Annotated in this window: 25 protein-coding genes, 4 tRNA genes and 1 pseudogene; 16 read left to right on the plus strand and 14 right to left on the minus strand. The window is 65.1% G+C overall.

Translation table 11 applies throughout. The features are described 5' to 3' along the window. From JWP83_RS11725 to JWP83_RS11735, 3 genes are all read right to left on the minus strand, one after another. Positions 1-317 (minus strand): hypothetical protein (locus JWP83_RS11725; RefSeq protein WP_297730116.1); only part of this gene is annotated, 317 nt, incomplete at its 3' end. Positions 318-814: 497 nt separating this feature from the next. Then, positions 815-1489 carry a GNAT family N-acetyltransferase gene (locus JWP83_RS11730; protein WP_297730117.1) on the minus strand — a complete coding sequence of 225 codons (675 nt, stop codon included), beginning with the start codon at positions 1487-1489 and terminating at the stop codon, positions 815-817. A 26-nt stretch (positions 1490-1515) separates the two neighbouring features. Beyond that, positions 1516-3939: an AAA family ATPase gene (locus tag JWP83_RS11735; RefSeq protein ID WP_297730118.1), complete on the minus strand. Its 2424-nt coding sequence runs from the start codon at positions 3937-3939 to the stop codon at positions 1516-1518. 538 nt (positions 3940-4477) lie between these two features. Here JWP83_RS11735 and JWP83_RS11740 point away from each other — a divergent pair. The 3 genes and pseudogenes from JWP83_RS11740 to xerC all read left to right on the plus strand — a co-directional run. Further along, positions 4478-5383 (plus strand): annotated as a pseudogene (locus JWP83_RS11740) (cell division protein FtsK); the annotation flags it as partial. A gap of 10 nt (positions 5384-5393) precedes the next feature. After that, positions 5394-5627: a DNA-binding protein gene (locus JWP83_RS11745; protein WP_297730119.1), complete on the plus strand. Its 234-nt coding sequence runs from the start codon at positions 5394-5396 to the stop codon at positions 5625-5627. After that, positions 5628-6785 carry a site-specific integrase gene (gene xerC, locus JWP83_RS11750; RefSeq protein ID WP_297730120.1) on the plus strand — a complete coding sequence of 386 codons (1158 nt, stop codon included), beginning with the start codon at positions 5628-5630 and terminating at the stop codon, positions 6783-6785. A gap of 35 nt (positions 6786-6820) precedes the next feature. On the opposite strand, the gene JWP83_RS11755 is transcribed toward xerC, so the two are convergent. The 3 genes from JWP83_RS11755 to JWP83_RS11765 all read right to left on the minus strand — a co-directional run bounded on the left by JWP83_RS11755 (position 6821) and on the right by JWP83_RS11765 (position 7101). Beyond that, positions 6821-6894, minus strand: a tRNA-Phe gene (locus JWP83_RS11755). A 26-nt stretch (positions 6895-6920) separates the two neighbouring features. Next, positions 6921-6997, minus strand: a tRNA-Asp gene (locus tag JWP83_RS11760). Between the two features lie 31 nt (positions 6998-7028). Beyond that, positions 7029-7101: transfer RNA gene (locus tag JWP83_RS11765), tRNA-Glu, on the minus strand. A gap of 134 nt (positions 7102-7235) precedes the next feature. Between JWP83_RS11765 and JWP83_RS11770 the strand changes: the two genes are divergently transcribed. Next, positions 7236-7308: transfer RNA gene (locus JWP83_RS11770), tRNA-Lys, on the plus strand. 139 nt (positions 7309-7447) lie between these two features. Continuing rightward, on the plus strand, positions 7448-8257 hold the full coding sequence (locus tag JWP83_RS11775) for a TIGR04255 family protein (RefSeq protein WP_297730121.1): 810 nt from the start codon (positions 7448-7450) through the stop codon (positions 8255-8257). Here JWP83_RS11775 and JWP83_RS11780 read toward each other — a convergent pair. Further along, a complete protein-coding gene (locus JWP83_RS11780) occupies positions 8247-9146 on the minus strand; it encodes a class I SAM-dependent methyltransferase (RefSeq protein ID WP_297730122.1) in 900 nt (299 codons plus the stop codon). The two genes, JWP83_RS11775 and JWP83_RS11780, sit on opposite strands and share 11 nt — an antisense overlap. Before the next feature lie 137 nt (positions 9147-9283). Here JWP83_RS11780 and JWP83_RS11785 point away from each other — a divergent pair, with 137 nt between their 5' ends. Then, positions 9284-9694 carry a metalloregulator ArsR/SmtB family transcription factor gene (locus JWP83_RS11785; RefSeq protein WP_297730123.1) on the plus strand — a complete coding sequence of 137 codons (411 nt, stop codon included), beginning with the start codon at positions 9284-9286 and terminating at the stop codon, positions 9692-9694. Between the two features lie 37 nt (positions 9695-9731). Beyond that, positions 9732-9935, plus strand: a complete 204-nt coding sequence (locus JWP83_RS11790; RefSeq protein ID WP_297730124.1) for a zinc transporter Slc39a7 — start codon at positions 9732-9734, stop codon at positions 9933-9935. 30 nt (positions 9936-9965) lie between these two features. Here JWP83_RS11790 and JWP83_RS11795 read toward each other — a convergent pair whose 3' ends face one another. After that, complete coding sequence (locus JWP83_RS11795; protein WP_297730125.1) at positions 9966-10994, minus strand: oxygenase MpaB family protein; 1029 nt, start codon at positions 10992-10994, stop codon at positions 9966-9968. Between the two features lie 67 nt (positions 10995-11061). Between JWP83_RS11795 and JWP83_RS11800 the strand changes: the two genes are divergently transcribed. The 5 genes from JWP83_RS11800 (at position 11062) to phoU (ending at position 17082) form a co-directional block, all read left to right on the plus strand. Further along, positions 11062-11676 carry a TetR/AcrR family transcriptional regulator gene (locus JWP83_RS11800; protein WP_297730126.1) on the plus strand — a complete coding sequence of 205 codons (615 nt, stop codon included), beginning with the start codon at positions 11062-11064 and terminating at the stop codon, positions 11674-11676. A 166-nt stretch (positions 11677-11842) separates the two neighbouring features. Beyond that, a complete protein-coding gene (locus JWP83_RS11805) occupies positions 11843-12865 on the plus strand; it encodes an acyl-ACP desaturase (RefSeq protein ID WP_297730127.1) in 1023 nt (340 codons plus the stop codon). A gap of 8 nt (positions 12866-12873) precedes the next feature. Continuing rightward, complete coding sequence (gene dusB / locus JWP83_RS11810; RefSeq protein WP_297730128.1) at positions 12874-14007, plus strand: tRNA dihydrouridine synthase DusB; 1134 nt, start codon at positions 12874-12876, stop codon at positions 14005-14007. A gap of 216 nt (positions 14008-14223) precedes the next feature. Next, positions 14224-16338 carry an LCP family protein gene (locus tag JWP83_RS11815; protein WP_297730129.1) on the plus strand — a complete coding sequence of 705 codons (2115 nt, stop codon included), beginning with the start codon at positions 14224-14226 and terminating at the stop codon, positions 16336-16338. A gap of 57 nt (positions 16339-16395) precedes the next feature. Beyond that, on the plus strand, positions 16396-17082 hold the full coding sequence (gene phoU / locus JWP83_RS11820; RefSeq protein WP_297730130.1) for a phosphate signaling complex protein PhoU: 687 nt from the start codon (positions 16396-16398) through the stop codon (positions 17080-17082). 15 nt (positions 17083-17097) lie between these two features. Here phoU and pstB read toward each other — a convergent pair whose 3' ends face one another. The 6 genes from pstB to JWP83_RS11850 form a co-directional block, all read right to left on the minus strand. Beyond that, entirely contained in the window at positions 17098-17874 is a 777-nt protein-coding gene (gene pstB, locus JWP83_RS11825; protein ID WP_297730131.1) for a phosphate ABC transporter ATP-binding protein PstB, read from the minus strand. Between the two features lie 12 nt (positions 17875-17886). Beyond that, positions 17887-18801 carry a phosphate ABC transporter permease PstA gene (gene pstA, locus JWP83_RS11830; RefSeq protein WP_297730132.1) on the minus strand — a complete coding sequence of 305 codons (915 nt, stop codon included), beginning with the start codon at positions 18799-18801 and terminating at the stop codon, positions 17887-17889. Continuing rightward, the gene (gene pstC, locus JWP83_RS11835; RefSeq protein WP_297730133.1) at positions 18798-19838 is read right to left on the minus strand and encodes a phosphate ABC transporter permease subunit PstC; all 1041 of its coding nucleotides are present in this window, start codon (positions 19836-19838) and stop codon (positions 18798-18800) included. The genes pstA and pstC overlap by 4 nt, the downstream gene beginning before the upstream one ends. Before the next feature lie 44 nt (positions 19839-19882). Then, positions 19883-20959, minus strand: coding sequence for a phosphate ABC transporter substrate-binding protein PstS (pstS, locus tag JWP83_RS11840; protein ID WP_297730167.1), 1077 nt, complete (start codon positions 20957-20959; stop codon positions 19883-19885). Between the two features lie 204 nt (positions 20960-21163). Continuing rightward, positions 21164-22087 carry a mycothiol synthase gene (mshD, locus tag JWP83_RS11845; RefSeq protein WP_297730134.1) on the minus strand — a complete coding sequence of 308 codons (924 nt, stop codon included), beginning with the start codon at positions 22085-22087 and terminating at the stop codon, positions 21164-21166. Then, on the minus strand, positions 22084-22854 hold the full coding sequence (locus tag JWP83_RS11850) for a response regulator transcription factor (protein ID WP_297730135.1): 771 nt from the start codon (positions 22852-22854) through the stop codon (positions 22084-22086). The genes mshD and JWP83_RS11850 overlap by 4 nt, the downstream gene beginning before the upstream one ends. Positions 22855-23028: 174 nt before the next feature. Here JWP83_RS11850 and lmeA point away from each other — a divergent pair, with 174 nt between their 5' ends. From lmeA to JWP83_RS11865, 4 genes are all read left to right on the plus strand, one after another. After that, the gene (gene lmeA, locus JWP83_RS11855; RefSeq protein WP_297730168.1) at positions 23029-23841 is read left to right on the plus strand and encodes a mannan chain length control protein LmeA; all 813 of its coding nucleotides are present in this window, start codon (positions 23029-23031) and stop codon (positions 23839-23841) included. Beyond that, positions 23838-24254 (plus strand): thioredoxin family protein, encoded by a 417-nt coding sequence (locus JWP83_RS11860; protein WP_297730136.1) that lies wholly within the window; start codon positions 23838-23840, stop codon positions 24252-24254. Before lmeA ends, JWP83_RS11860 begins: the two co-directional genes overlap by 4 nt. 41 nt (positions 24255-24295) lie before the next feature. Further along, on the plus strand, positions 24296-24373 hold the full coding sequence (locus tag JWP83_RS31235) for an Ms5788A family Cys-rich leader peptide (protein WP_367185629.1): 78 nt from the start codon (positions 24296-24298) through the stop codon (positions 24371-24373). 106 nt (positions 24374-24479) lie between these two features. Beyond that, positions 24480-24953 carry a DUF4395 domain-containing protein gene (locus JWP83_RS11865; RefSeq protein WP_297730137.1) on the plus strand — a complete coding sequence of 158 codons (474 nt, stop codon included), beginning with the start codon at positions 24480-24482 and terminating at the stop codon, positions 24951-24953.

The following is a 24953-nucleotide window of genomic DNA, read 5'->3' on the forward strand; positions in this document are numbered from 1 at the left end:
TGGAAGGTAACTTCGGTGCCCGTAATCGTCGATCCGTCTACGTCCCGCAGGTTGATGTCCGAGTTGATCGATCTTGATACGCCCTCGGGTGACCGCACACCTGTCACGATTGACTTCTTGATGTCCCGCCCTCGTATTTTCGATCTGATTCCTTCACCGACAGGTGTATAGACCGTCACTACGATCGCAACGACTCCGAGTGCCATAGATATGACGCCGACAATATAGGCAGCGGTGTCCGAAGCACTTGTGACATAAACGATCCAGCCGATTAGACAAGAAATAATTACAGCAAGAAATATCGACATAAGTTTCATCGGTTTCCCTTCCCGGAGTATCTTCTGGTGTCCTTCAGTATGGGCCGTCGCCTACCTCGGCGCGAGCGCATTCACGCGAGCGAGATCAGCCCAAATCCGGCGCTTCGCCTCATGCCCGGTTTGCGACCTTGCGCAACCTCGCAATGACTGTCAGCGGCAAGATCATGGCTATGAGCAGTGAAGCGCCGTGAAGATCTGCAGTGGGTCGACGACACGACAAATCTGTTGCCTGATGAAAGCCGTGTGCGAGCGTCACGGTGGAGGGTCGGAAAGTTCGTCCGCACGGAAGGCCGGCGCATAAGTGCAGATAACCTTAATCTGTCACCGCAGTGGCCGGACGGTGAGTCGGCGTGAACTTAACTGCCCGACAACCGAATCCCGCGCTGCAAAAAGGTGCCTCAACGAGCAGGCACGGCGGGACACCGCGCCGAGCTACCGCTGAGTTGGTGCCGCCGCGGCGGCGAGGGCGCAGCCCAAGACAGGCTGTGAGGACGCAGTTAACGGAGCCGGACGCCCTCCGGACGGTCGAGTGCCCGCCACATCCTCATCGCCTGGTCGTCCGTCGCGACCTTTCCCTCGTACTGTGTCTGATAGTTCTCAAGGTATTTTCGGATGACCGCGGTGTCGATTGTTTCAGCGCCGCCCGCCCCTGCGAATTCCGGATCGACGTGGAGCGCGATAAGCAGGAGTCCGTAAACGCGCTCCGCCCCCGGCTCTAGTGCAGGCTGGAAATATGGCAAGTCAAGTATCCGGCTGCCCCGGTTGACATAGAAGCGCAGGCGGGCTTCTGGGTCGCCGTGGTCTTCGCTGCCGCGGTGGGCTTCCGGATCCTCGACCTCGGCGAGGATGAGGCACGGCTTGAATTTCTGCCGCCAGGACTCGAGTGCTGCCAGGTACAGGGGGCCGCCGATGCCGCCGCCGCGGATTCCCGGACGCACGGCCAGGTAGCTCAACAGCAGCACCCGTACCGAATCGTCCCACTCAGCGATGGCACCGGCGAGGATGGTTCCGTCGTCATCCTCGGATAGCCAGATCGACGCGTCTTGCCCGTTGGCGTTCTCCTGCACCTCGTCGAGGCTGATGAGTTCATCTGGCGGGAACGACGGCACCAGGACCTGCTGGTAAAAATCCTCGATGACCGGTCCCGAGCCCGTTGCCTCGTATATGCGCATCTACTGACTCTTTCTTCCGTTCGGATCTAAAAGGGAGGGGGGTCGATGGGTTGCGCGATGATGACTTGCCTTTCATCGAGGACGTCTTCCAGGTGTGAGAAATACTGGCTGTCGATCTCGAGGATGTCGCCGGGCCAGGGCGGGGGGACTGGGAGCTCGAACCGGGCCGGCTCGGCGGACTGGTCTAAGCGGAGACCTACCGCCTCCCAGTAGGGCTGGAACAGTTCGCGTACGGCAGCCAGGGCGGTGTCGAGCTCGGCCAGCACGGCAGGGTCGCCGTCCTGTTCCGCGCGCAGGATCTTCTCCTGCGCGCGCCTGATGGTTGAGGCGTACAGCGACTTGGTGTACAGGTTGGGAGCTTGACGCTTTTTCTCCTGCTTGCCGTTGTACGTGTAGCTGAGCAGGGCAGCGCGGGAGTAGACCTCCACCGCCCTGGCGTAATCCCCGCTCTTCCACCACAGGTCGCCGATCAGCATGGCGACGCCGACCCGCAGGTCGTCGTCCTCGTCTTCGATGGCCGTCTGGTCGAGGCCGACGAGGCACCCGATGGCACGTTCGCGGTCCAGTGCTGCCCAGATCTCGGCCTGCCGGAGCCGCGACCAGGACCCGATCCACCCGTTGGGATTCCGCCGGACTTTGTCGCCAGGCTGCTTCTGGCAGGCCCGGTAGGCAGCGGAGAGCCACTCGTCGGCCGCTTCCGCGTCTTCCCTGCTGCCGTTGCCGGCGTACCACCGTGCCTTCCCGTAGAAGTTACATAGGAGGATGTAGATGCGCCGGAGTGTCATGTCCGGCGGAACGTGGTTGTACTCAAGGCTGAATGTTCCGAGCAGTCCGGTGACCGCTCGCCGGACCGACTTCCACTTTGCTGGGTCAGCGCGGAGCTCCGCCTCGTCCCAGCTGGACGTCCAGTTGCCGGAGAATTTCTCCAGCAAGTTCATCCACTCCTTGTCTTTTTGCTGGGACGAGACCCTTCTGAGCCAGCTCTCGATGTCGCTGGTGGCCTTGGAGCGCAGGTAGTCGTCCCACCACCAGAACGCGTCCAGGTAGAGCTTGACCAGGGTGGGCTTCGTCGCCTGGAACTCAATGGGCCCGAGCCACTGGGCGTGGTTGATCCAGTTCTCCACGCTGCGGGTCCAGGTGATCTGCTCGAACCGCGTCCAGGCGGCGAACGGTTCCTTCTCCTCTTCCCGGGGCAGAAGCTCGCGTTCCAGGTCCACCCGGCCGCGCTCGTAGCGCTCGGCGCTGGACTGCAGCGCCCGAAACCCCACGGGGTCGTGGGTTTTCAGCTGTCGCCAGGCCACCTCTCTGGTCGCCCGCGGAAGGCTCACGCCCTCCTCGATCGCGTCGTCAATGAAGGAGACGAGCTGTCGTTGGGCGAGCAACTGGTAGATCCGATGCACCTTGGGTTCCGACGGCTTCTCGCCGGCGTTACCTCTCAGCCTGGCGATCAAGCCCTCGGTGACCCACTCAGTGACCGTGAGCAGGCCGAATAGCGGCACTTCGTAGCCGAGTACGTCCGCCGCGAGCTGGTCGACAGCCGCGCGGACGCATTCGAGCAACCGGGTGAAGCCCTCGTCATACTCATCGCTCCGAAAGAGGTCCTCGAGGCTGCCAGACTGGGCGGCGCCGCCGTTGAGCAGTAACCTGCACCAGGTCGCCACCGCGAACGGGTGGCCCCGGGTCACCGTGAACAGCCCGCGCGCATCTTCGTCAGTCAAGACCAACCCCTGCTCCGTCACGTATGCCCGGACTTCCTCGGCAGACATGTTGAGCAGCGTGATGGTGCCCTCCGCGTCGTCGCGGTCCTGCACCCGGGCGTCCTTCCCGGGGCGTCGGAAGCTCACGGTCCGATACGTCGGTAGCCGCCTCAGTAACCCCCGCAGCCATCCCTGCACCGACGTACCGTCCAGTCGGTCGACGTCGTCGACCAGTACCACCACCTTGTACTCATCGGCGAGACGGCTTAATGCCTCTTCGGTCATGTGCTGGATGGTGCTGAGCATCGTCGACCGGTCCATCGGCTCGCCGTTGACGATGATTTGGTTGCCTACGATCGTTGATTTGCTTAAGCGGAAGGCGCTGATCTTCGCGGTGGCATTGACGGTCAGGTGGTACCACATGTTTGGATTGCGGGCCCGGCCCAAGGCGTCGGTCGCCGCTGAGGTGGCCGCCGTCGAGTCGGGCCGCTGCTCTGCGAACGCCTTGATGCCGGCTATGAATTCGGAGATCAGGGTTGCGCACGCATCGAAATCAGCCTGGACGGGGTCTTTGCCGGTATCGAATTCCGGTGCAGTGACGTGCAGTGCCAGCAAGTCGTCGTCACGGCAACGCTGGCTTACTTTCTGCAACAGCGCACTCTTCCCGGTGCCAGTGTCGCCGACGACGGTGTAACGGCCGAAAGAACTGTCCGGGTCCATGATCTTGTCGCACTGCTGTCCCAGGGATGTCATTGCAGCGGTGCCCCTTAGGTCGGTCGAGCGATGTGGACAGCGCCGCTGGTCAAGCCGTTGGCATCTGGCCTGCTGCCAGGCCAGTCGACCTTCAGAAGGAAGATCGCGTAGTTATAATGCAATCCAATAACGGTGAGTGCAACGGGCGGTTTACTACCGCGCCCGTTCTCCCATGAGTCAACCGACGGTCGGACACTTGAATAACTAGGTCGTCGGACATCAGTGTTTGGATCAGCGTCATGACACGCGCTGCGGCAGAGCACGCAAGTTGCTTTTCCAGATGCAGTCGTTAGCCATCGCTGGATGCAAGCAGCTCCCGTGTGAGCTGACTTACTTATATGTGTGCTTCTATCACCAGTTTTCCGCGGAAAACTGGCCAGGCCGTCTCAACGAGATCGGCGGTGAAAAAGTGCGCCCGAACCGCAGCGAGATTCAGCGGGCTCCATCGGAGAATCACAGGCCGGCGGCCCACCACAGGAACGTTCTGCTGCAGCAAAATTCACGATGCGGGTGATCGTGTACTTGAGAAGAAACCCTAATCCGCGACGCTGTCGGGGCACATTCCGCCCGTTCCACGGTGGTCGCACCCGGGACGGTTCGCATGGAATTGGTTATGCGACAACAGCTGTCGGCCATTGAAACTGCTAGACGGCCAACGAGCACCGAGGCAACAGCCGTTGAGATTGGCCGACGCGAGAATGGGTCGGCTTGGATTCTCCGCGCCGCTGGCCTCCACACTCTCACTGTGGGGTGCTCAGGGGCGGGCAAGGGCTCCATTTTTTGGGGCATTGCAGGCGGATTAGGCCCAGCCATCAAAGCAGGAAACGTCCGCCTTTTCGCCGTGGATTTCAAGTACGGGATCGAAATCTCAGTCGGCTCTGCTCTATTCAGCAAGATTGCGACGAACGAGGCTGAGGCCGCAGGCCTGCTAACCAAGTTGGAGGAGCTGCTGGATAACCGTGGCCGCAGGATGGCTGGCCGAGTGCGTTCGCACACACCGAGCACCGCCGAACCGCTCGTGGTGCTGCTCATCGATGAACTGGCTGGCTTGACCGCTTACATGGCAGACGTCGCCCTCAAGAAGCAAGTTGCGGCCTCGTTCTCACGCATCTTGACAAAGGGCAGGGCCGTAGGAATCGTGGTCGCAGCCTTCATGCAGGACCCTCGCAAGGAGATTCTGCCCATGCGCGGGTTGTTCACCCAGACCGTTGCACTGCGGCTGCGCTCACGCGACGAGGTCGCGATGGTCCTCGGTGATGGCCTTGCCGACGCCGCCCCCGCGCACCGCATCAACCCAAATAAGCCTGGGACCGGATACGTTATCGCCGAAGACGGATCAACGATGCGGGTACGTGCCGACTACTGGCCCGATTCGTTAATCCGTTCTGTCGCTGACGAATACGGGCTTACAAGTCAACGACCCGCTGGTCCCGCAGATAGCTGAGGAAATCGGCATGGCAACTCTCAGCATCAACACCACCGCGACCGCGATTGCGACCTTTCCAGAGCTTCTGACAGCGGAGCAGGTAGCCGAGCTGCTTGGCGTGTCCGCCGCCACCGTGAGCGGATGGGGCGCGTCGCGTGAGCACGGCGAGAACGTGGGGCCGCCATGCTATACGTTATCCGACCGCGTAAGACGTTGGGACGCAGCAGAAGTCCGCGCGTGGCTCAAGCAGGTGCGCCGCTAAATGGCTGGATCGGTACCGCGCGGCATTCGGAAGCGGATCAACTCAGCCGGCGAATCACGCTATCAAGTGCGCTACCTGGTGCGGGAGCCAGACTCACCGTCGGGTTGGGTTGAAACGTCGTCGACATTCGCCACCTTGCGAGAAGCGCGGGCCTTCAAAGCCGACAGGGACGGCGAAGCGGCGATTGGCGCCAGGCGCTTCGACCCTCGGCTTGGCCGAGCCAGCCTTTCCGGAATCTGGACCCAGTACAGCTCGTCGAAACGCCCGGCCGTGTCACCCAAGACATGGAGCGGCTACACGCAGCATTGGGAACTCCGCATCAGTCCGCGGTTCGCCCACGTGCCGGTCGACGAGATCAGCCGTAAGGATGTACAACAGTTCGTCGATACCCTGACCGTTGGCCCTTGGGCTAAGGTCGCCACGCTTCGGCTTCTGCGGTCGATTCTCGAAATGGCACGCGAGGACGGCCGAATTCACATCAACCCAGCGCAGGGCGTTGCAGCCGGGCGAATACCCGCACGAGAACGTCACCGCTACCTCACCGCCAGAGAAGTCGCTGCCCTGGCGGCGGCATGCGGCGACCAGGGCGACATCGTCACGATCCTGGCCTTCACCGGATTACGCTGGTCCGAACTCGTAGGACTGCGCGTCGGCGATGTCGACCTGGCAACCCGTCGCCTGTACGTTCGCCAGGCCGCGCCGGAGGTTGAAGGCCGGATCATCGTCGGGCCGCCAAAGACTCGCGCCGCCGTGCGAACCGTCCCACTCCCCCAAATCGTCATCGACGCACTCAAGCCACGAATCGTCGGCCGCGCTCCTACAGAACAAGCGATCACCTCGCCGAACGGCGGCTTCCTCAGATCAAACAACTGGCGTAGGCACACCCACTGGTCCCGAGCGCTTAAGAAAACCCTATTGGCGCCGTTGACCATTCACGATTTACGCCACACCTACGCCAGCGTTGCCCGGGCCTCCGGCGCTGACCTTCGCTATGTCCAGAAAACCATGGGGCACTCCACACCCACAGTCACGGCGAACATCTACAGCGACCTGTATTCCGACGAACTCGACCAGGTAGCCACAAACCTCGACCGGCTCCATGACTCCGCCGCAAACCAGACGAACGGACAGGAACCGGACACACGGAAACATCCATAGAGTGCTGTCACCGCGTCCGTGCAGTTCAACAGGGGTGGCCAGGGGCGGGATCGAACCGCCGACCTTCCGCTTTTCAGGCGGACGCTCATACCGACTGAGCTACCTGGCCGGAAGGCATTGAGTGCCTCGCCGTGTTGGCGACCCTGACGGGACTCGAACCCGCGACCTCCGCCGTGACAGGGCGGCGCGCTAACCAACTGCGCCACAGGGCCTCGCTGCTGCTCCGCGTCGCCGCGTCGCAAGTACCCCCTACGGGATTCGAACCCGCGCTACCGCCTTGAAAGGGCGGCGTCCTAGGCCGCTAGACGAAGGGGGCCAGAACCGAATCTCTCCGGGGTACTCGCAACGAAGTCACCGTTGGGAGCCACGCCAGCTTAGGTCACCGCAGGCCTGTTCCTCAAACGAACGGCATTCGAGCGGCGTTTCGGACGCAGTATCCTGAACCTTCGCGCCCCTATAGCTCAGTTGGTAGAGCTACGGACTTTTAATCCGCAGGTCCTAGGTTCGAGTCCTAGTGGGGGCACCCAAAAGCGGTCATCACCTCGGGCGATGCCGGCGTACCGTCGTCGGGCGGCGCCCGGTGGCGCCACGGCCGAGTCTTCGCGCTCGTCGCCCCGGCCGGCACTCGGCATGCCCTGGTTTGACCGCCAAACGGCTTGGCTATGCTTCGCAAGATGAGTGTCGATGCGGCCTACCCAAACGCGCCAGTAGCCCTGGTAACCATGGAAATCCGTCACCCAGCAACGGATTCCCTCACCGAATCATCGAGCGGGGAGCTCAGACGCCTGCTTGCGGACCTGCTGCCCATCGAACGCCAGGCGCAGGACGTGGCCTGGGCGATGGGCGCCGGCGGAAGTCCGCAGCCGGCCGCCGAGCGCTTCGTCCGCTACGTCAACCGCGACAACACGCTTGCCGCCTCGATGAAGACCCAGGCGGTCGTGATCGAGACCACCGCCTACACCAACTTCGAGGCGCTGGTCGACCTGGTCATGCGGGTCATAGACGCCCGCTCACAGTTCTCGCCGATCGTCGGGGTGGAGCGTCTTGGTCTGCGCTACGTCCTCGAGATCCGCGTCCCCCAGGGCGTGGATGGCCGCATCGAGTGGGCCAACTGGATCGCCGAGCCCCTGCTCGGACCGCAGCAAATCGCGCCCGGCGGCCTGATCCTGACCGAATGGCAGGGTGCGGCGGTCTACCGGGAGGCGCAGCCGGGCAAGTCGATGATCGTGCGCTACGGCCCGGGCGTGGGTCAGGCGCTGGACGCGAGCTATCACCTGCGCCGGACCATGCCGGCCCAGCAGGGACCGTTCTTCCTGATGGATATCGACAGCTTCTGGACTCCGACCGGGTCTATCCCCGAATACGACCGGAACACGGTGCTGACGACCTTCCAGGACCTGTACGACCCCGCTCGCACCGTGTTTCAGGAGATGCTCACCAACCGCCTGAAGGACGACCTGCTCAGCCGATAAGCACCGCGCTGGTGTAGGTCACGTCGGCGAAGGCTTCGGCGAGGTCGTCGTCGGGATAGACGAAGCCATTGGCCGCGTGCAACTCCTTGACGGTTCGCGACGACGTCCGCCAGCCGCGCTGGTTCAGATGGTCGAGGATGTGGCTGCGCTGCCCGTGATAGACGAGATCGTTGAAGTCGATCTCGAACCCGAGTTCGCTCATCCGGTCATGGTGTGCGCGCCACCGCGCGTCGGCGAAAACGGTGGTGTCGGGTACGAATTCGAAAGCCAGGCGGCTGTCTGGGGCACTCAACGCGGTGATGTTGCCGAACAGCGCGTCCTGGGCCTCGTCGGGCAGGTACACCAATAGGCCTTCGGCGCTCCACGCCGCGGGAGCCTTCGGATCAAAGCCGGCGGCCTGCAGCGCTGCGGCCCAGTCATCGCGCAGGTCGATGGCGACGGTGCGCCGCTCGGCGGTCGGCTCGGCGCCGAGGTCCCTGAGGGTCGACGTCTTGAAATCGATCACCTCCGGCATGTCGACCTCATAGACGACCGTGCCCGCCGGCCACGGCAGGCGGTACGCGCGCGCATCGAGTCCCGACGCGAGGATGACGACCTGGTCGATGCCGCTCTGCGCCGCGTCGAGGAAGAACCGGTCGTAGAACCTGGTGCGGCAGGCCATCCCCCGCGCCATTCGCTGTGGGTCGAACTCGGATTCACCGCCAACCGGAATCTGGCCGTTCACCAACCGCACGTAAACGTCGATGCCGACGGCGCGCACCAACGGCGCCGCGTACGGGTCGTCGATCAACTTCTCATCGGTCGACAGCGCCCGCTGGGCGGCGACCATGGTCGCCGTCGCCCCGACGCTGGTCGCCAGGTCCCAACGATCACGATCGGTGCGCGCCATAGCGTTCCCTCATCCCAAGCCGAAAAATATAGACTGTCTAGTTACTATCACAGTGCTGATTGGCGGGCCCGGCGGGACTCCACGGGCTCAACCCACTGACATTGCGGCGAGACTGATCCTTTGGCTATTATCTGCGTATGCATGCAGATAATAGCGGAGGCCGCCTGCCCGACGACCAAGCCAGCCTCGTGGTCGAGGTGTTCCGAATGCTGGCCGACGCCACCCGCGTGCAAGTGCTCTGGTCGCTGACGCATCGCGAGATGTCGGTCAACGAACTCGCCGAACACGTGGGAAAGCCCGCGCCATCGGTCTCCCAGCACCTGGCGAAGCTGCGGATGGCGCGTCTGGTCCAGCCGCGCCGCGAGGGAACCACCATCTTCTACAGCCTGGAGAACGACCACGTTCGGCAGCTCGTCATCGATGCGGTCTGCAACGCAGAGCATGCCGGTCCGGGGGTTCCCCGCCATCACCGCGACGAGAGCGGACTGAAGGCGATCGCCGCGTCATCGTCAACACGGAGCGCTCGAACGAGTCGCGGCTCGGTGTGAACGGCCCGAAACGACAACCACATTGGAAGGTGAAACCATGACCGAACAGCACACCCACGACGCGCCGCATGCGCACGAACACCGCCACGCCGACGTCGCTCACTCACATGCGCACACCACGCACGAGCACGACCACGTCACACACGAGCACGCCCATGCCCACGAAGACGGAACCGAGCACACTCATCAGCACGTGCACCAGTCCGACCTCGAAGGCGTGCACGGCCACGCACACGAGTGACGCCGCGCGTCCCGCCCTGATGGCGGAGAGCTAGGAGACGCTCGGGCAGTAATGCTTCGGGTTGTCGCGCTCGTCCAAAGGCGGCAGGTTGCGCGCCGGCGTCTGCACGAGCGGTGCGTCGGCCGGGATTCGCCCGGTCACACGATCCCAGCCGGCGCGCGCCCTCGGATGCCTGCGGTATCGCCTTGGCACGCAGGCAAAGACGAGGCGGACCACGTCGCCGACCCGCCGGTGCAGCCATTCGTCGCGGCGCGACCACCGGTAGCCCATCAGCTCGCGCACCGGCGGATCGTAGAGGCCGACGGTGAGCCACACGAAGAACGGGGCCAGCAGTTTGCGCTGCGCGGCCCATAGCGAGTCCGGAAGCCATTGAGCGAACGGCGGTTTGGGCAGCTCGGTCAGATCGAGGACCGCACGGGCGGCGTAATTGTTCTCTAACACGTTGCGGCACATGTGGTCCCAGTAGTCCTGGAAATCTTCCCAGGACGCCGGCACGGGCCGCATGCTCATGCCGTACATGCGATACCACTCGACATGTTCATCGAAGAGTTGTCGCCGCTGGGCTTCGGTCAGCCCCCCGCAAAACCGCTCTGCCACATGAATAGTGCCGACGAAGAAGGTGGCGTGCGCCCAGTAGAAGACATCCGGGTTCAACGCGTGGTAACGGCGGCCCCGTTCGTCAACGCCCTTGATATCGGCGTGATAGTCGCGCACCTCGGAGCCGGTGCCCGGGGCGCGTTCGCCGTCGAAGACGACCCCACCAATGGGGTATAGCGAGCGCAGCAGGCGCGGCCAACGCTCCCGAAAGAACGTCGAGTGGTCGATGACTGCCGCGCCAAGCTGCGGGTGCATGTTCTGCATGGATCCCGCCCACGGGCCCTGCAACATGCCGCGCCAGTCCCCGAAGTAGCGCCAGGTCAAAGAATCGGGGCCGAGCGGGATCGGCGGCGCCGCATAACCCAGAGGCGACACCGGGCACCCGCCGGCCACACCCTGTGATTCCGCGGGCGCTGCGCCGCCGCTGTTCAGCGGGCGGGATGCAGACGTATGTTGGGTCACTATTGGATTCCTGTAAGTATCGGCAGTTCTGACTACATGCGTTGTCATTTTAGAGCTTAGGAGCGATGTGCAGACGGGTCAACGACGGGGCCGTTGGACCGGCGTCCCCCTAGAGAGCCGCCTCGCCCTCCGCCGCGACAATCTCATCACCGCGGGCGTGCAGTTGCTCGGCAGCGACAGCGGTCCCGCACTGACCGTCCGTGCGGTGTGCCGGAAGGCCGCGCTCACGGAGCGCTACTTCTACGAAAGCTTCTCCGACCGCGACGAATTCGTGCGCGCCGTCTATGACGACGTCTGCACGCGGGCGATGAATACGCTTACCTCTGCGAAGACGCCGCGCGAGGCCGTCGAACAATTCGTCGAGCTCATGGTGGACGACCCCGTGCGGGGGCGGGTGCTGCTTCTGGCGCCCGCGGTGGAGCCGGTACTGACCCAGTCGGGCGCGGAGTGGATGCCCAACTTCATCGACCTGCTGCAGCGCAAGCTGTCGCGTATCGGCGATTCGGTATTGCAGAAGTTGATCGCCACAAGCCTGGTCGGCGGGCTGACGAGCCTGTTCACCGCCTACCTCAACGGCCAGCTCGGAGCCACCCGCAAGCAGTTCATCGACTATTGCGTCAACATGCTGTTCAGCGCGGCGGCACCATATGTACCCTCCACCGAGCAGGGGAAATCCGAGTAGCGGTTTCGGCACGCGCCGCACTGGCTAGCTGTAACAGAGCCACGTTTTCCGCGGGCCCGTCCGACAACTAAGACTGTGACGTGCCGCGCGGACGAGGAACTTGATGCTACCGGGGGACACAGATATATTGAGTGCAACCCGCAGACACAGATAACTGGAGGGGCCAATGTCAGCGGAGCTGACCGATGTACAGCTGTTGCGCGAACTCGAACCGTTCGTGGAGAAATACCTCAACCGGCACGAGAGCGTGCACAAGGACTGGAACCCGCACGACTACATCCCGTGGTCGGACGGCAAGAACTTTTACGCGCTCGGCGGTCAGGATTGGGACCCCGAGCAGAGCAATCTCTCCGACCTGGCCCAGGTCGCGATGGTGCAGAACCTGATGACGGAAGACAATCTGCCCTCGTATCACCGCGAGATCGCGATGAACTTCAGCTTGGACGGCCCCTGGGGCCAGTGGGTCAACCGGTGGACCGCCGAAGAGAACCGGCACGGGATCGCGCTGCGCGACTACCTGGTGGTGACGCGCGCGGTCGACCCGTTCGAATTGGAGAAGCTGCGCATCGAGGTGGTCAACCGGGGCTTCAGCCCGGGCCAGAATCACCAGGTTCGAGACGACCTGTTCGCCGAAAGCCTGTTCGATTCCGTCATCTATGTCACCTTCCAGGAGCTGGCGACGCGGATTTCGCACCGCAATACCGGTAGGGCCTGCAACGATGCGATCGCCGATCAGTTGTTGGCCAAGATTTCGGCCGACGAGAACCTGCACATGATCTTCTACCGCGACGTCAGCGAGGCCGGGTTCGAGATCGATCCCAACCGGGCGACGAAGTCGCTGCACAAGATCCTGCGCAACTTCCAGATGCCCGGCTTTCAGGTACCCGAATTCCGGCGCAAAGCCGTCTTGATCGCCGTTGGAGGCGTATACGACCCCCGCATCCACCTCGACGAGGTGGTCATGCCGGTGCTGAAGAAATGGCGCTTTTTCGAGCGTGAGGACATCACCGGTGAGGCAGCCGAGCTGCGTGACGACCTTGCCCTGCTCATCAAGGAGCTCGAGGCGGCCTGCGACAAGTTCGAGGTGTCCAAGCGGCGCCAGCTCGAGCGGGAGGCCCGCACGGGCAAGAGGACTACGGCGTTCGAGCTGCATCAAACCGCGGGCAAGCTAGTGATGAGCCGTCGTTAGTCCGAACGTTGCGCATCGGTCCGATCACGCTCGCCAGCCCGGTGGTGCTGGCCCCGATGGCGGGCGTGACCAACGTCGCGTTCCGGACGCTGTGTCGTGAACTAGAACTGTCGAAGGTCGGCACGGTCAGCGGGCTCTACGTCTGTGAAATGGTCACCGCGCGCGCTCTCGTCGAGCGGCATCCGGTCACCATGCACATGACGACGTTCGCCTCCGACGAGTCGCCCCGCTCGCTGCAGCTTTACACCGTCGACCCGGCGACCACCTACGCGGCCGCCAGGATGATCGCGGACGAAGACCTGGCCGACCACATCGACATGAATTTCGGTTGCCCGGTGCCCAAGGTCACCAAGCGCGGCGGCGGGGCGGCGCTGCCGTTCAAGCGGCGGCTGTTCGGCCAGATTGTCGCCGCGGCCGTGCGGGCGACCGAAGGCACCCCGATACCGGTGACCGTCAAGTTCCGCATCGGCATCGACGACGAGCACCACACCCACATCGACGCCGGCCGCATCGCCGAAGCAGAGGGCGCCGCCGCGGTCGCCCTGCATGCCCGCACGGCGGCGCAGCGCTATTCCGGCAACGCCGACTGGGAGCAGATCGCGCAGCTCAAGCAGCAGGTGCGGACGATCCCGGTGCTCGGAAACGGCGACATCTACGACGCCAGCGACGCGTTGGCGATGATGGCCAGCACCGGGTGCGACGGCGTCGTCATCGGCCGCGGCTGCCTGGGCCGGCCTTGGCTCTTCGCCGAGTTATCGGCCGCGTTCACGGGTAGCCCGGCCCCCGCGCCGCCCACGCTGGGCGAGGTCGCCGACATGGTGCGCCGGCACGGCCGGCTGCTGGCGGCGCATTTCGGCGAAGACAAGGGCATGCGCGATATCCGCAAGCACGTCGCCTGGTACCTGCATGGCTTCCCCGCCGGATCCGACTTGCGGCGAGCGCTGGCGATGGTCACGACGCTGGATGAGCTCGACTCGCTGCTCGACCGGTTGGACGGTGCCGTCCCGTTTCCGGACGCGGCGACCGGCCCCCGTGGGCGGCAGGGTTCACCGGCCCGCGTGGCCCTTCCCGAAGGCTGGCTGACCGACCCGGACGACTGCACGGTGCCGGCGGGGGCGGAAGTGATGCACTCGGGCGGTTGAGCGTTAACACGGGCGAAATCGCGTCCGCGGCGATAACTCAGTACGATGTGGACCTTGCTGCATTGCGCTTCGGTGGGGGTCGTTTGCGTGCCGCCGCAGGAGCGCGAGAACACCGTGCGACCCACGGGTGGCGCGGCTCGCGGCGCTGATCAACCGCAGCGCCGCACAGGCATTGTGCCCCTGCCGTCGCATCAGAGTTTCGGAGGCCGATAGGACATGAGTGATGGCGGCACTGACGCCACCCGTGGCCATCGGCGCACCCCGCAGCCAACGCTGGGCGCCGCCCCGTGGGAGCGGTTCGCGCAACCGCCGCCCGATCACAGCGTTCACCGGTGGCAGGCCGAGCCGGCCCCAGACGAGCCCGTCCAGTCGGCCGCCGTCGAGACCGAAAGCGCCGGGTGTCACACCGACGGCGGGCTCACCGTCGCCGATCTGATCGCCAAAGTTGGGGCCCCCAGCACCGCCCGGGCCAGTCACCATCGCGTCGCCCCCGATGCCGAAATTCCCGAGATCGGGGCCGACCTGCCCGTCGACCTGCAGGAAACGCAGGTGATCGACATCCCTGCCTATTCGCTCGACCCCCCCTCGGAGCTTCCCGACCTCGATGCCGCCAACTACCCGGATTACGACGAGTTCGAACCCGACGGGACCGAACCGGCGAGCGAACCACCTCCGCGCCGGCCCAAGCGGTTCCGCCGGACTTCGGCCGCCTCTGCCCCCGGGCCGGCTCCTGAGAACCGCGAGCCGAAACCCAAATCCCGGCGGCGGCCGATACTGCTGGCCGCGCGTTCGATGGCGGCATTCTCCGCCGTGCTGGCGCTGATCCTGACCGGTGGCGCCTGGCAATGGAGCGTATCGAAGAACAACCGCCTGAACTTCATCAGTGCGCTCGACCCGCACTCCAGCGACATCCGCGATCCGAACGGGCAGTACGGCGACGAGGACTTCTTGATCGTCGGCCTCGACTCGCGTGCCGGGGAGAACGCCAACATGGGCGCCGGGAACACCGATGACGCCGATGGCGCGCGGTCGGACACCGTGATGCTGGTCAACATCCCGGCGAACCGCAAACGCGTGGTCGCGGTGTCGTTTCCCCGCGATCTGGCGATCACTCCGATGCAATGCGAGGCCTGGAACCCAAGCACCGGCAAGTACGGACCCCTCTACGACGAGAAGACCAAGACCTGGGGTTCCAAGATGATCTACACGGAGACCAAGCTCAACTCCGCTTACGCTTTCGGCGGCCCGAAATGTCTGGTCAAGGAAATCCAGAAGCTGTCCGGTTTGAGCATCAACCGGTTCATCGCTGTCGATTTCGCCGGATTCGCGAAAATGGTCGACGCGCTTGGCGGCGTCGAGGTGTGCAGCAGCACACCTCTGCACGACTACGAACTGGGCACGGTCCTGGACCACGCGGGACGCCAAGTCCTCGATGGCTCAACCGCGTTGAACTACGTGCGGGCCCGCCAGGTGACGACCGAGACCAACGGTGACTACGGCCGCATTAAACGCCAACAGTTGTTCTTGTCATCGCTGTTGCGATCGCTGATCTCCGAGGACACGTTGCTCGACCTCAACAAGCTCAACAACGTCGTCAACATGTTCATCAGCCTCGCCTCCGTCGACAACGTCAAGACCAAAGACCTGGTCCAGCTCGGTCAGTCGCTGCAGGGGATGGCGGCCGGACACATGACGTTTGTCACCGTGCCGACCGGCGTCACGGACCAGAACGGCGACGAGCCCCCGCGAATGGCCGATATGCGGGCGCTTTTCGACGCCATCATCAACGATGATCCGCTGCCCGAGGAAAACGACCAGAACGCCCAGAGTTTGGGCACAGCGCCAACTTCGGGAGCGAGCAAGGCGCCCACCACCAAGAAGGCTCCGCCCCCCGCCGCGACCCCTGACGCACAGCACCAGCAGGTGACGACGGGCTCGCCGCAAGATGTCACGGTCCGGGTGTCGAACGCGACCGCGCAGAGCGGGCTGGCGGCCACCGCGACCAGCCAGCTCAAGCGGAACGGCTTCAACGTGATGTCGCCGGATGACTATCCCAGTTCGGTGAACACGACGACGGTGATGTTCTCGCCCGGCAACGAGCAGGCCGCCGCCACGGTGGCGTCGTCGTTCACCAACGCGAAGGTCCAGCGGGTCTCGGGCTATGGGCAAGTCATCCAGGTGGTGCTGGGGCCGGACTTCAACTCGGTCGCCACCCCCGCGCCCACCGGCTCATCGATCAGCATGCAGATAGAGCGCGGGTCGGGCAACACTCCGACGAAGCTGCCCGACGACCTGACGGTCACCAACGCCGCCGACACCACCTGCGAGTAAAGATCTTTGGCGGCACAGCATCGCGCTTTTCGCCGCCGAGAACGTAGGCTTGGCAGCATGCGGACCGCGTACCACGAGCAGCTCACTGAGTTATCCGAGCGGCTCGGCGAGATGTGCGGGCTGGCGGGAATCGCCATGGAGCGGGCCACCCAAGCCTTGCTGCAGGCGGATCTGGTGCTGGCCGAGCAGGTGATCTCCGACCACGAAAAGATCGCGACGCTGAGCGCCCACGCGGAGGAGAGCGCGTTCGTGTTGCTGGCATTGCAGGCACCAGTCGCCGGCGACCTCAGATCGATCGTCAGCGCAATCCAGATGGTGGCGGATATCGACCGGATGGGGGCGCTGGCCCTGCACGTGGCAAAGATCGCCCGCCGGCGCCATCCCCAGCACGCGCTGCCCGAAGAGGTCAATGGGTATTTCGCCGAAATGGGCAGGGTCGCAGTCGAATTGGGTAACAACGCGCAAGAGGTGGTGTTGTCCCGCGACCCGGAGAAGGCCGCCCGGATCCGCGAGGAAGACGACGCCATGGACGATCTGCACCGGCATCTGTTCTCGGTGCTGATGGACCGGGAGTGGAAGCACGGCGTGGCGGCAGCCGTCGACGTGACGCTGCTGGGCCGCTTCTATGAGCGCTTCGCCGACCACGCTGTGGAAGTGGCGAGGCGCGTCATTTTCCAGGCCACCGGGAGCCTTCCCGACGAAGACACGAAACACACCCGGCCGCCTCGGCCAGAACCGGCCTGACTCGCCGGTCGAGCGTTAGCCGAAGCGGCCGGAGATGTAGTCCTCGGTCGCCTTCTGGGTCGGGTTGGAGAAGATCTTCTCGGTGTCGTCGATCTCGACCAGCCGGCCGGGTTTGCCCACGGCTTCCAGGTTGAAGAACGCCGTCAGATCGCTCACCCGGGCGGCCTGCTGCATGTTGTGGGTGACGATGACGATGGTGTAGTCCTGCTTCAACTCGCTGATCAGCTCCTCGATGGCCATCGTCGAGATCGGGTCCAGCGCGGAGCACGGCTCGTCCATCAGCAACACGTCGGGTTGCACTGCGATGGCGCGCGCAATGCACAGGCGCTGCTGCTGACCGCCGGACAACCCGCCGCCAGGCTTGTCCAACCGATCCTTGACCTCGTCCCACAGGTTCGCGCCGCGCAGCGAGTATTCCGCAGTCTCGTCGAGCAGCTTGCGATTGCGCACCCCTCCCAGCTTCAATCCGGCGACCACGTTGTCACGAATTGACATGGCGGGGAACGGGTTCGGCCGCTGAAACACCATCCCGATCGCCCGACGCACTCCGACCGGGTCGATACCGGGGCCGTAGATGTCTTGGTCGTCGAGCAGCACGCTGCCCTCGACCCGGGCGCCCGGGATCACCTCGTGCATGCGGTTGAGCGTGCGCAGCACGGTCGTCTTGCCGCACCCCGACGGACCGATGAACGCTGTGACGCTGCGGGGCAGAACCGACAGCGTCACATCCGCCACCGCCTTGAACGACCCGTAGTAGATGTTGACGGCTTTGAGGTCCAACCGCTTGGCCACTGGTGCTCCTGCCTACGACTTCCCGGGGGCATAGATCCTCGCGATCACCCTGGCCCCGACATTGATGATCGCGATCACCAGAATGAGGGTTAGCGCCGCCCCCCACAACCGATCCGTGGGCACCGGGTTGACGCCCGCGCCCGCCGATGTCTGGTCGTACATCATGCCGGGCAGCGATCCCATGAACCCGCGGAAGATGTCGAAGTTCATCGACTGCGAATAACCGACGAGGATCAGCAGGGGCGCCGTCTCACCCATCACCCTGGCCACCGCCAGCATGATCCCGGTGATGATGCCGGACAGCCCGGTGGGAATCACCACGCTGGCAATGGTTTTCCACTTCGGGATCCCCAGCGCGTAGCTGGCCTCCCGCAGGTCCACCGGAATGATCCGCAGCATCTCCTCGGTGGCCCGCACGATCACCGGCAGCATCAACAAGACCAACGCCAACGACACCGCGAATTCGGACCGGGGCAGCCCCAGCGTCGCCACCCACAGCGCGTAGACGAACAACGCCGCCACGATCGAGGGCACGCCGGACAGGATGTCGACCATGAACGTGGCCAGCCTGCCCAGCGGTGTGCTGCCACCGTATTCGACCAGATAGATCGCCACCATGATGCCGATCGGGACCGAGATGACGGCGCACACCAGTCCCTGTAGCAGGGTGCCGACGATCGCGTGGTAGGCGCCGCCACCGGCCACGAATGCCGTCATACCGGCTTGCGAATGCGTCCACCACGCAGTGGAGCCAATCGCCTTGAGCCCCTTGGCGATTACCGAGCACAGCACCAACACCAACGGGATCACGGCGATCACCATCGACAGCGTCACCAACACGGTCGCGGTGTGGTTCGCGACCCGGCGGCGCCGGCCGAGCTCGGAGAAGGCCCGCGCCTTGAGCGGACGGTCGAGCATCGAGGTCATGGGCCGCCCCTACGGCTCCCGGCGACGGCCCCGCGGGCCAGGGCGTCGACCAGGAAGGTGAGCACGAAGAGGACCAGCCCCGCGGCGATATAGGCGCCGGCCTTGTATCCGTCATCGAATTCCGACGCGGTGCCCGCGATCTTGGTCGCGAAGGTCGAGCCGCCGTCGAACAGCGACCACCCGAACGCGGCCTGGGTGCCCCGCAAGATGATCAGTAGCGCGACCGTCTCGCCCAGGGCGCGGCCCAGGCCCAGCATCGCGCCGCTGACGTATCCGGGTCGCCCGAACGGCAGCACGGTCGTCTTGACCACTTCCCAACGCGTGGCGCCGAGCGCCAGCACGGCCTCGATCTCGTCGTGCGGCGTCTGGACGAACACTTCCCGGGTCACCGCGGTGATGATCGGCAAAATCATCACCGCCAGCACGATCCCGCCCGTGAAGATGGTGCCGCCGCCGGCTACCGACGCGTTGCCGGTGGCGAACAGGAAGCACCAGCCGAGGCTGTGATTCAGCCAGTTGGCGACCGGCCGCAGTTGCGGCGCCAGCACGTACAGTCCCCACACCCCGTAAACGATCGAGGGAACCGCGGCAAGCAGATCGACCGCGTAGGCCAGCGGTCCGGCGACCCTACGCGGCGCGTATTGCGTGATGAACAGAGCAACGCCCAGGGCGATCGGCATGGCCAGGACCATGGCGAACAGCGACACGAACACGGTCACCTGCAGCAGCTCGAGGATTCCGAAGTGCATGGCCGAGATGTCGGTGGTGACCCAGTTGCCGCCGTAGCTGAAGAAGTTCTCCTGGTTGCGCTTCAGCGCCGGTAGCGCACGCAACAACAGGAATCCGCCGATCGCCGCGATCAGAACGACGATCAAGACGCCGGAACCGCGTGCCAGCCAACGGAATATCCTGTCCCCCGCGCGCGGCTGGGCACGGCCCCAGGGGCTGATCGGTACGACCGGCGACTCCGGAAAGGGCGCGGCAACGACCGCACCCGAACCCGCCGAGGATGGGTTCGGCACTGAAGACCCTGTCACTGTGATCCCGTCACAGTTCTGCTGTCGCTCCTTGCGCCCACTGGTCACTGCATGGCATTGATCGCGGTAACCAATCGCTCCTTGACCTTATCGGGCAGCGGCACATAACCGGCGGACGTGAGGCCGGCCTGCCCATTGGTCGCGGCCACACCGAGGAACGACCTGATCGCCGCGGATGTGTCCGGGTCGTAGCCCTTCGAGCACACGATCTCGTAAGTGGCCAGCACCAGCGGGTACGTGCCCGGCTGCTGGGCGGCGTACATCGGATTCAGATCGAGCACCAGATCGTTGCCATCGGCCACGAAGCCGGCCGCCTGGATGGCCTTGTTGGCCGTGTCGTTGGTGAGCGGGACCACGCCGTTGTCGGTGTCGATCAGGGCGTACGGCAAACCGGCTTGGTCGGCAAACCCTTTCTCGACATACCCGATGGCCCCCGCTGTGACGCGCACGGCCTGGACCACCCCGGCCGACTTCGCGGCCCCTTCGCCGACGCCGCCCTGAAACTCCGTGCCCACACCTCGGGTCCAGCTCTGTGGCGCGGCGGCCGTCAGGTATTTCTGGACGTTGTCGGTCGTTCCGGACGAGTCCGCGCGGTAGATCGGCACGATTTTGGTATCGGGCAGCGCCACGCCGGGATTGAGCGCCACCAGTATCGGGTCGTTCCAGAGCGTGATCCTGCCGCTGAAGACCTTGGCCAGCGCGTCACTGCTGAGGACCAACTTCTGGACGCCCGGCAGGTCGTACACCAGCGCGACCGGGCCGAAGACCAGCGGCAGGTCCCACGCCGGGTTGCCGTCACAGCGTTTGGCGGCCGGGCCGATCTGGTCGGCGACCAGCGGCGAGTCGGCTCCCGCGAAGTCGACGTGGCCCGCGATGAACTGCTCGCGGCCGGCGCCCGACCCGGTCGGGTTGTACGACACACCCTTGCCCGGGCAGTACTGGCCCCACACCTGGTTGAAGAGCGACATTGCGTTTTGTTGAGCGGTCGAGCCCTCCGCCGTCAACCCATTCTTTCCGCCGCAGCCCGCCGTGCCGGTGAGTCCCGAGATCGTGGTCGGCGAAGCGCCGCGGCGGTTGTCGTCGCTGCCGCAGGCGGTCAGCGTTGCACCGCAGATCGCCATCGCCAGAGCCACGATCGTCAGCGCCCTGCCAAAGCTGTCGAGCCTCACCGATCTCGCTTTCTGATGCATTCCGGGACGCGTGCGGGCGCCGCTGGCAATTCCCCAAAGAAGGTTGGCGAGTCACCGCGAAAATATGCGCCGATATAGCCCACAGAAGCCGGTAGAGATGAATGCAATATGAACACTCAGCGCCCCCGGCTTAGGTCAGCCGGGCGCTGGCGCGTAGGCGGTGTCGACGCTGTAGGGGGTGAAGCCCAGGCGCTCGTACGTCCGCACCGCGGCGATGTTGTCGGACTCCACGTAGAGCATCACCGTCGGTTCTGCCGAACCGGGCAGCCGGCGTGCCAGGTACTGAATTCCGATGGCCGTCAACGTCTGCCCCAGACCCCGGCGCTGCGCGGAGGGGTCGACGCCGAGGACATAGACCTCACCCAGGCCCGGTCGGTCGGGGTGCACCTTGGTCCAGTGGAAGCCCAGTAGCCTGCCCGCCTCATCGCTATCGGGCGCGCCGAACGCCAGGAACAAACCCGCCGGGTCGAACCAGGGTTCGCTGCGCCGTTCCGCCAGATCGACTTCGGTCCAGCCGCCCTGTTCGGGGTGGTGGGCGAAGGCGGCGTTGTTGACGCGCAGCAGCTCGGCGTCGTCATCCGTGCCCTCGTAGGTACGGATTCGCACCCCGAGGACGGGCGGCACCGAGTGGCCGGTGTCACGCAGCGTGCGTCGCATCTGGACGAGCTCGCGCACCGGGACCAGTCCGAGCGCGTTGGCGGTCGCCCGGGCCGGCTCCAGGGTGCCGTGCGCCCAGAATTGGTTGCTCCCGGCGGTCTTGGCCATCGCGGCGCGTCCCATCGCCGCGCCGATACCGCGCCGGCGGGCCTGCGGGTGCACCACCAGTTCGGCCATCCCCGCGGCGCCGTCGCGGGGATGGGTGAGATTGAGGTAGCCGGCGATCGTGCCCGGTCGGCTACCGGTGACCAGCAGATGCTCGGTGCGGTCGTGCCCGAGTTCGCGCAGCACCTGTTCGCCGACGGGCGCTACCCCGTCGAAATCGGTTGCCGCCGAGACGATTTCGCGCACCCCCTGCTGTTCGTCGGCGGTCAGAGCGGAGCGCCACTCTGGAGCGCTCACTGACTGCGCAGCGGGTCGCCCAGCGGGTTTTGCAGTTCCTCGGAGTCGGGCTCGGCGTCGTCGGTCTCGTCGGGCTCGGCAATCGGCGCTCGGCCTCGCGCGGGCCGGACAGCCTTGTACCCCACGTTGCGTACCGTGCCGATCAACGCCTCGTACTCGGGGCCGAGTTTGGCTCGAAGCCGACGTACGTGCACGTCGACCGTGCGGGTGCCGCCGAAGAAGTCGTAGCCCCACACTTCGTGCAGCAGCTGTGCACGGGTGAACACCCGGCCGGCATGCTGGGCCAGGTACTTCAGCAATTCGAACTCTTTATAGGTGAGGTCGAGCGGGCGGCCCCGCAGTCTCGCGGTGTAGGTACCCTCGTCGATCACCAGCTCGCCGAGGCTCACCTTGCCGGCGCTCTCCTGGTCGGCCAGCCCGCCGCGGCGGCCGACCACCAGCCGTAGCCTCGCGTCGATCTCGGCGGGCCCGGTGCTGGGCAGCAGGATCTCGTCGAGCCCCCAGTCGGCGCTGACGGCCACCAGGCCGCCTTCGCTCACCACGGCCAAGACCGGGACCGACCGGCCCGCCGTGCTCAGCAGCCGGCAAAGGCCGCGCGCGGACGACAGGTCGGTGCGCGCGTCGACGAGCACGGCATCCGCGGTCCCGGCCTCCAGCAACGAGGATGGCTCTGGCGGCGCCGTCCGGATGGTGTGGGGAAGCAGCGACAACGACGGCAGCACCGGGTCGGGATGTAGCTCCGAGGTCAGCAGTAAAAGCTCCAACAAGCCCCTCCAGACCGTGGGAAAGGCGTCTCCCAATTTTGATAACGCCACGACGCGTTGGTTGCCAGGTCATCTAACGATAACTTGCCACCTGCCTTTTCGGCGTGGGGTATGAGGCAGTGTGAGCCCCGCCACCTGACGGTCCGCGACGCGGCGGTCCCGGGATTACGGGACAATGTGCGGATGCGCAAGGTGCTGATCGGCGTCGCGGCGGCGGCGATCGCCGGGGCCGTGCTCGTCATCGGCGCCGTCGGCGTGGACTACGGAACCAGCATCTACGCCGAATATCGGCTGTCGACCAGCGTGCGGAACGCCGCGAATCTCGGGACCGACCCGTTCGTCGCCATCGTGGCGTTCCCCTTCGTCCCGCAGGCGATGCGCCAGCACTACAGCCAGCTGGAGATCAAGGCCAACGCGGTCGATCACGCGATGGTCGGCAAGGCCACCCTCGAGGCCACCATGTACTCGGTCGACCTGACCTACGCGTCCTGGCTGATCAGGCCCGACGCGAAGCTGCCGGTGGGCAGGCTGGAGAGCCGCATCATCATCGACTCGGTGCACCTGGGCCGTTACCTGGGCATCACCGACCTGATGGTCGAGGCGCCGCCCAAGGAAACCAACACCGCCACCGGCGGCGTCACCGCCTCGGGCATCTCCGACAGCCACGGCCTGGTGTTCAGCGGCACGCCGAAATCGGCCGGCTTCGACCGCCGGGTCAGCGTCTCGATGGACCTTTCCATCGCCCCGGACGACCCGGCGACGCTGGCGTTCACCCCCACCGGGGTCCTCACCGGACCCGACACCGCCAACCAACCCGTCCCGGATGACAAACGGGACGCGGTGCTCCACGCCTTCAGCGCCAGACTGCCCAATCAGCGGCTTCCGTTCGGGGTTGCGCCGACCTCCGAGGGCGCCCGCGGTTCGGACATCATCATCGAGGGCGTGGCGCGGGGAGTAACGATCACGCTCAACGGGTTTAAACAGTCATGATGACCGTCATCGTCGCGACCGTAGCGGCCGTCGTCGTCGCAACCCTTGCCGGATGGTTGCTGACGCGCCGCTCGGGACAAATCCGGCAGATTGCTTCGGATCGGGGCGCCGAGCCCGACACCGCGGACCTCGGCCTTTCTCGCAGCGGGCCAACGATCGTGCATTTCAGCGCGCCGTGGTGCGGGCCCTGTGATCGGGTCCGCCGGGTGGTGGACCAGGTCTGCGAGGACATGGATGACGTGGCCCACCTCGAGATCGACCTGGACGCCAATCCGGCGACGGCGCGGCGGTTCTCGGTGCTCTCGCTGCCCACCACGTTGATCTTCGATGTCGACGGACGACAGCGGTACCGGGCCTCCGGGGTGCCCAAGGCCGCCGACCTGCGCTCGGTGCTGCAGCCGCTGTTGGCTTGAGCACCACGTCATTGGGTAAGCTTGCCGACGTGTCAGCCCGCGTGGAGCCCATGCTCACCAAGCGTCGCGCAGTCGATCTGTGCCGCGTCGCGGGTTGTTGTTGTCGCTGTAGCTGCTGAGTAGCAGCGCCCCCGCGCGCACTCGGAGCAGCTTCGGACCCCCTACCCAGGTCTCCAAAGGCGTGCCCCCCGCTTTCCGCGCAACAAGATTTCTAGGAGTAACACCGTGTCGAGCAGCAACACCGCCATGAAGCCGGACCGCGTCGACGTCCGCGGACCCAGGTTCGCCGCCTGGATCACGACCGCGGTCCTCGTGCTCGCGCTTATCGTTTCGGCCGCCAGCCCGCTGGCGGCCGCGGTCATTCTCGGGGTACAGGCCGTGGTCTTCGCGATCGGCGCCATCGGCGGCCCGCGCCGGCACCCCTATGGGCGGGTGTTCGCCACCGTCGTGGCGCCCCGGCTGGGACCGGTCAAGGAGCGCGAACCAGTCGCACCGCTGAAGTTCGCCCAACTCGTCGGCTTGATATTCGCGGTCGTCGGCGCGGCGGGATTCGTCGCCGGCGCCTTCCTGGTCGGTGTCGTCGCCACCGCGGCCGCGTTGGTGGCCGCCTTCCTGAACGCGGCCTTCGGTATTTGCCTGGGTTGCCAGCTCTACCCGTTAGTCGCACGCTTCCGTTCTGGCCCCGCGAATCCCGCTTAA

It is taken from the genome of Mycobacterium sp., from assembly GCF_025965855.1.
Lineage (GTDB): Bacteria > Actinomycetota > Actinomycetes > Mycobacteriales > Mycobacteriaceae > Mycobacterium.

What these genes read in the sequence shown, in the direction of transcription:
- JWP83_RS11780 (WP_297730122.1), bottom strand. Translation starts at nt 9,146, where the DNA reads ATGGCGCGCACCGATCGTGATCGTTGGGACCTGGCGACCAGCGTCGGG.
- pstA (WP_297730132.1), bottom strand. Translation starts at nt 18,801, where the DNA reads ATGACCTCGATGCTCGACCGTCCGCTCAAGGCGCGGGCCTTCTCCGAG.
- JWP83_RS11790 (WP_297730124.1), top strand. Translation starts at nt 9,732, where the DNA reads ATGACCGAACAGCACACCCACGACGCGCCGCATGCGCACGAACACCGC.
- JWP83_RS11815 (WP_297730129.1), top strand. Translation starts at nt 14,224, where the DNA reads ATGAGTGATGGCGGCACTGACGCCACCCGTGGCCATCGGCGCACCCCG.
- JWP83_RS11730 (WP_297730117.1), bottom strand. Translation starts at nt 1,489, where the DNA reads ATGCGCATATACGAGGCAACGGGCTCGGGACCGGTCATCGAGGATTTT.
- JWP83_RS11745 (WP_297730119.1), top strand. Translation starts at nt 5,394, where the DNA reads ATGGCAACTCTCAGCATCAACACCACCGCGACCGCGATTGCGACCTTT.
- xerC (WP_297730120.1), top strand. Translation starts at nt 5,628, where the DNA reads ATGGCTGGATCGGTACCGCGCGGCATTCGGAAGCGGATCAACTCAGCC.
- JWP83_RS11785 (WP_297730123.1), top strand. Translation starts at nt 9,284, where the DNA reads ATGCATGCAGATAATAGCGGAGGCCGCCTGCCCGACGACCAAGCCAGC.
- JWP83_RS11805 (WP_297730127.1), top strand. Translation starts at nt 11,843, where the DNA reads ATGTCAGCGGAGCTGACCGATGTACAGCTGTTGCGCGAACTCGAACCG.
- JWP83_RS11775 (WP_297730121.1), top strand. Translation starts at nt 7,448, where the DNA reads ATGCTTCGCAAGATGAGTGTCGATGCGGCCTACCCAAACGCGCCAGTA.
- pstS (WP_297730167.1), bottom strand. Translation starts at nt 20,959, where the DNA reads ATGGCGATCTGCGGTGCAACGCTGACCGCCTGCGGCAGCGACGACAAC.
- phoU (WP_297730130.1), top strand. Translation starts at nt 16,396, where the DNA reads ATGCGGACCGCGTACCACGAGCAGCTCACTGAGTTATCCGAGCGGCTC.
- JWP83_RS11735 (WP_297730118.1), bottom strand. Translation starts at nt 3,939, where the DNA reads ATGACATCCCTGGGACAGCAGTGCGACAAGATCATGGACCCGGACAGT.
- JWP83_RS11860 (WP_297730136.1), top strand. Translation starts at nt 23,838, where the DNA reads ATGATGACCGTCATCGTCGCGACCGTAGCGGCCGTCGTCGTCGCAACC.